We start from the raw sequence: 5,221 nt of genomic DNA, 5'->3' as shown, positions 1-5,221 counted from the left end.
TATGAGTGGTGGGCGGCGAATCGGTGTTTCCAGAGGGTCTCCCACTCCAGTACTTGCCGAAACGCAGGCGAGCTTATCTTCCGTGTTCGGGATGGGTACGGGAGGCTCCTCGCCGCTGTGGCCGCCTGAACGCCGATCGACGGAATCGAACCGCCGTCAAACTCCAGTATCGGTCGGAAAGACCAGTGTGTTCGTGTAGTCCAGTGTGCGTCCGGACCCGTTTCCGGGCACTGTGATCCGAATGCGTTGATGAATGTGTGGCTCGATCAGTTAGTGCTCGCGGGCTCAACGCCTCGTTGCCTTGGCGCGTACACCCCGAGTCTATCGACCTCGTCTTCTACGAGTGATCTCGGTGGTTCCTCTTTTCCAGGTGGGTTTCGAGCTTAGATGCGTTCAGCTCTTACCCCGTGGTGCGTGGCTGCCCGGCACGTGCTCTTTCGAACAGCCGGTACACCAGTGGCACCCATTCGTAGTTCCTCTCGTACTATACGAACGTTCCCGTCAGGAACCATAACACCCCCAATAGATAGCAGCCGACCTGTCTCACGACGGTCTAAACCCAGCTCACGACCTCCTTTAATAGGCGAACAACCTCACCCTTGCCCGCTTCTGCACGGGCAGGATGGAGGGAACCGACATCGAGGTAGCAAGCCACTCGGTCGATATGTGCTCTTGCGAGTGACGACTCTGTTATCCCTAAGGTAGCTTTTCTGTCAGCAATCTCCCGCATCAAGCAGGATGATTGGTTCGCTAGACCACGCTTTCGCGTCAGCGTCCGTCGTTGTGCCGGACACTGTCAGGCTTCCGTTTGCTCTTGCGCTCTTTCCCGCGTCTCCGACGCGGGTGAGGAAACCTTGGGGCGCGCTCGATATCTTTTCAAGCGCGTACCGCCCCAGTCAAACTGCCCGGCTACCAGTGTCCTCCGCCAGGAGTGAGAGTCGCAGTCACCATCGGGTAGTATTTCAATGCTGGCTCGGTGGCCCGCTAGCGCGGGTACCTGTGTAACGCCTCCTACCTATGCTGCACAATGGCGACCACGTCTCAGTGACAGCCTGCAGTAAAGCTCTATAGGGTCTTCGCTTCCCCTTGGGGGTCTCCAGACTCCGCACTGGAACGTACAGTTCACCGGGCCCAACGTTGGGACAGTGGCGCTCTCGTTGATCCATTCATGCAAGCCGCTACTGAAGCGGCAAGGTACTACGCTACCTTAAGAGGGTCATAGTTACCCCCGCCGTTAACGGGTCCTTCGTCCCCTTGTAAGGGGTGTTCAGATACCCGCACTGGGCAGGATTCAGTGACCGTACGAGTCCTTGCGGATTTGCGGTCACCTATGTTGTTACTAGACAGTCGGAGCGCCCGAGTCACTGCGACCTGCCCCGTTGCGGGGCAGGCATCCCTTCTTCCGAAGGTACGGGACTAACTTGCCGAATTCCCTAACGTCGGTTACTCCCGACGGGCCTTGGCTTTCGCTGCCATGAGTACCTGTGTCGGATCTCGGTACGGACAGTGTGATCGCTTTTTCACGGGCTCTGGGTTGACCGCTCTTGCGCTATCCAGCCATTCGATCGCTTCGTGCCATTACGGCTTCCACGATCTTCGACTGTTCGACCGGGCGAAGGCCCGGCAGCGGCGGCCCCAAAGCGTCAGCTTTGAGTTCACACTGGTACAGGAATATTAACCTGTTTCCCTGTTGTCTGCTTCGAGTTACGGGCAGACTTAGGACCGACTAACCCTCAGCTGATCAGCATTGCTGAGGAACCCTTACTCGTTCGGCCGTCGGGGGTTCAACCCGACTAACGCTGCTACTATGACCAGGATTGTCGTTACTGAACGGTCCACACGAACTCTCGTCCGTGCTTCCACCCGAACAGAACGCCGACCTACGCAATCACTCCGTGAAGAGTGTGGCCAGGTCTCGGTGGTGAATTTGAGCCCCGATCATTTTGGGCGCCTCAAACCTCGGCCGGTAAGCTGTTACGCTTTTCTTAGAGGGTAGCTGCTTCTAAGCTCACCTCCCGGCTGTCTAGGGCTTGAGACCACCTTCGATCGCACTTAATTCACACTTGGGGACCTTAACCCGGCGCTGGGTTGTCTCCCTTACGGTACACAGGCTTACCCCGCGCACCGATCTCCCCGCGTCGACGGCGTTCGTAAGTTTGGAGTTGGACAGGGGGGCGCACTCCTCTCGGAGTGCGGTCCCCCAATCCGTCGCTCTACCTCACGAACTACCTCGGCGGAGGTGATGCTTCGACATCTTTCGGTCGGAACCAGCTGTCTCCGGATTCGATGGGCCTTTCACCCCTAGACATAGGTCACGCGAGGGTATTGTAGGACACCAACGCTAACAGGCCTCCACGTGCCTTTCGGCACGCTTCGCCTTGCCCATGTCTAGATCATCCGGTTTCGGGTCGTGCCCGTTTGACTCCCCGCGCTTGAACACGGCGGCCCTCACGCAAAGCGCTGCGGCCCTGTCGGTTTCCCTACGCCTTCCCTGATGATCAGGTTAGACTCGTCAAACAGGCACACTCCCTGGTTCGTTTTTCAAAACGCACGACGGAACTTCGGCTTCCCCCGCTTCTTACTACGGGTTCGCACCCGGTTCATTGTGCGGGGGACCTTCTAAGCCCCGTCGCTCGATCGCCAACTGATTTCACGCCCTATTGCACCTCCCTTCTCGGGGTGCTTTTCAGCGTTCGCTCACGCTACTTGTTCGCTATCGGTCTTGAGGAGTGTTTAGTCTTCGCGGTCGATGCCCGCGACATTCACGAGGGATATCCAACCCCCGATACTCTGGAGCTGACTCGTTCCTTACTGATCGACAGTACGGGACTGTCACCCTGTTTCGTGCTCCGTTCCAGGAGACTTCGTGTCGAGGTTCGGGAAGTGATCGTCAGTCCGAACACCACATTGCCCGTAAGGGCTTCGGTTTGGACTGGGATCGCGTTCCTTCGCCAGTACTAACGACATCACGTTGCGTTTTCTTTTCCTGCCGGTACTAAGATGTTTCAATTCCCGGCGTTCCCCATTGCGCGAAGCAATTGCGAGGGGATTCCCATTCGGAGATCCCAAGTTCTTACCCTCCGTGCGGGTCCCTTGGGCTTATCGCAGCTTGGCACGTCCGTCTTCAGCTCTCAAGCCGAGCGATCCACCAGCTGGCACAGTAGCCACGTTCGTCGGATCAGGGTTGCAAAAGCAACCTTGTAGTGACCCGGGAACGGGTCCAGTGGACGCCTGGACTACACGTACACACGGTCTCATTTGCACGCCGGTAGACGGCCGGCCTGCATTGACCCTTCCCAGCCACACTTGCGCGGGCTGGTGCATCGGTTCGGTCGGATTCAATCCTCGGAATCGCTCCCACTTAAGGGGAACGATCCGGAGATCTCCTCCGAGTCATGGACCCACAGGGATTCGAACCCTGGGCATCCTCCTTGCAAAGGAGGCACTCTCCCACTGAGCTATGGGCCCACTCTCCGCGAGCCGATTTCGGCTCCGGAGAGCGTCGTATTGGTGTGAGCCTCGGTAGTTCTAGGGTGCCCGGTCGGCCCGTAATGGGCGTCAACCGAACGTGGACCGCGTGTGGGTCAGGCGCGACGGCCTGATCCCGGTCTGTGGAGGTGATCCAGCCGCAGATTCCCCTACGGCTACCTTGTTACGACTTAAGCCCCCTTGCGAAGCCCAGATTCGACCCCCGTGCGGGGGCCTCATCCGGACCTCACTCGGGTGCTTTGACGGGCGGTGTGTGCAAGGAGCAGGGACGTATTCACCGCCGTCTTCTGAACGGCGATTACTACCGAATCCAGCTTCATGCGGACGAGTTTCAGTCCGCAATCCGAACTACGATCGAGTTTCGGAGATTAGCGCCCCCTCTCGGGGTTGCATCCCACTGTCTCGACCATTGTAGCCCGCGTGTTGCCCAGCACATTCGGGGCATACTGACCTACCGTTGCCCGTTCCTTCCTCCAGTTTGGCACTGGCAGTCCTCCTAATGTACCCAACCACCGCAAGGGTGTTGCTGGCAATTAGGAGTGCGGGTCTCGCTCGTTGCCTGACTTAACAGGACGCCTCACGGTACGAGCTGACGGCGGCCATGCACCTCCTCTCAGTAGGTCTGGTAAGCTCATCACACTGACCGTCACTCCTACTGTCGATGCTGGTGAGATGTCCGGCGTTGAGTCCAATTAAACCGCAGGCTCCTCCGGTTGTAGTGCTCCCCCGCCAATTCCTTTAAGTTTCATCCTTGCGGACGTACTTCCCAGGCGGTCTGCTTCACGGCTTCCCTACGGCACACCACAGGCTCGTAGCCTGTGGCGCACCTAGCAGACATCGTTTACAGCTCGGACTACCCGGGTATCTAATCCGGTTCGTGACCCGAGCTTTCGTCCCTCACCGTCGGATCCGTCTTTCCAGAGCGCTTTCGCCACCGGTGGTCCGTCCAGGATTACGGGATTTCACTCCTACCCCGGACGTACCCTCTGGATCTTCCGGTCCCAAGCCAGGCAGTTTCCACCGGACGCCTCCCCGTTAGGCGGGGAGATTTCCCGATAGACTTGCCTGGCCAGCTACGGACGCTTTAGGCCCAATAACAGCGGCCATCACTCGTGCTGCCGGTATTACCGCGGCGGCTGGCACCGGTCTTGCCCAGCACTTGTTCCTGAACCACCTTACGGTTCAGAAAAGCGAGGGCGCTATGCCCTCGCACTTGGAGTCCCCTTATCGCACTGGCGTGCAGTGTAAAGGTTTCGCGCCTGCTGCGCCCCGTAGGGCCCGGTATCTTGTCTCAGATACCGTCTCCGGGCTCTTGCTCTCACAACCCGTACCGATTACTGGCACGGTGGGCCGTTACCCCACCGTCTACCTAATCGGCCGCAGCCACATCCTGTCGCGCCGGAGCGTTTCGAACTCTCTGCAGTTCCAGCCTGAGAGTCGTATGCGGGATTAGCCTCAGTTTCCCGAGGTTGAACCGCTCGACAGGGTAGTTTGGCCACGTGTTACTGAGCTATCTGCTACGAGTCTAAACTCGTACAACTAGCATGGCTAAATCGGACTCCAATAGCAATGGCCTCCGGCAGGATCAACCGGAGTGCTGTTCCCCCGAGATGGGGGAGGTTGGCGGAGTATGAATCGAATCGAATCACACTCACTTGAATGGGTCCACGTTCGGATCGACCACGATCGCGGACCGATCGGGCGTCACCGAACTACCAAGGCTCACATCAGA

1 tRNA gene and 3 rRNA genes are annotated in these 5,221 nt (G+C 58.4%); all 4 read right to left on the bottom strand.

The window, feature by feature from the left end:
• Positions 1-7: 7 nt before the first annotated feature.
• Positions 8-129, bottom strand: a 5S ribosomal RNA gene (rrf, locus tag GWG54_RS20315).
• A 123-nt stretch (positions 130-252) separates the two neighbouring features.
• A 23S ribosomal RNA gene (locus tag GWG54_RS20310) occupies positions 253-3,173 on the bottom strand.
• 223 nt (positions 3,174-3,396) lie between these two features.
• A tRNA-Ala gene (locus GWG54_RS20305) sits at positions 3,397-3,468 on the bottom strand.
• A gap of 144 nt (positions 3,469-3,612) precedes the next feature.
• Positions 3,613-5,085 (bottom strand): 16S ribosomal RNA (locus GWG54_RS20300).
• Together the 16S, 23S and 5S rRNA genes with 1 tRNA gene alongside form the textbook arrangement of a ribosomal RNA operon.
• Between the last annotated feature and the right edge of the window lie 136 nt (positions 5,086-5,221).

It is taken from the genome of Natronococcus sp. JC468 (assembly GCF_012163165.1).
In the GTDB taxonomy this organism is placed as follows: Archaea; Halobacteriota; Halobacteria; order Halobacteriales; family Natrialbaceae; genus Natronococcus; species Natronococcus jeotgali.
This window is presented reverse-complemented; position numbering and strand designations above follow the sequence as displayed.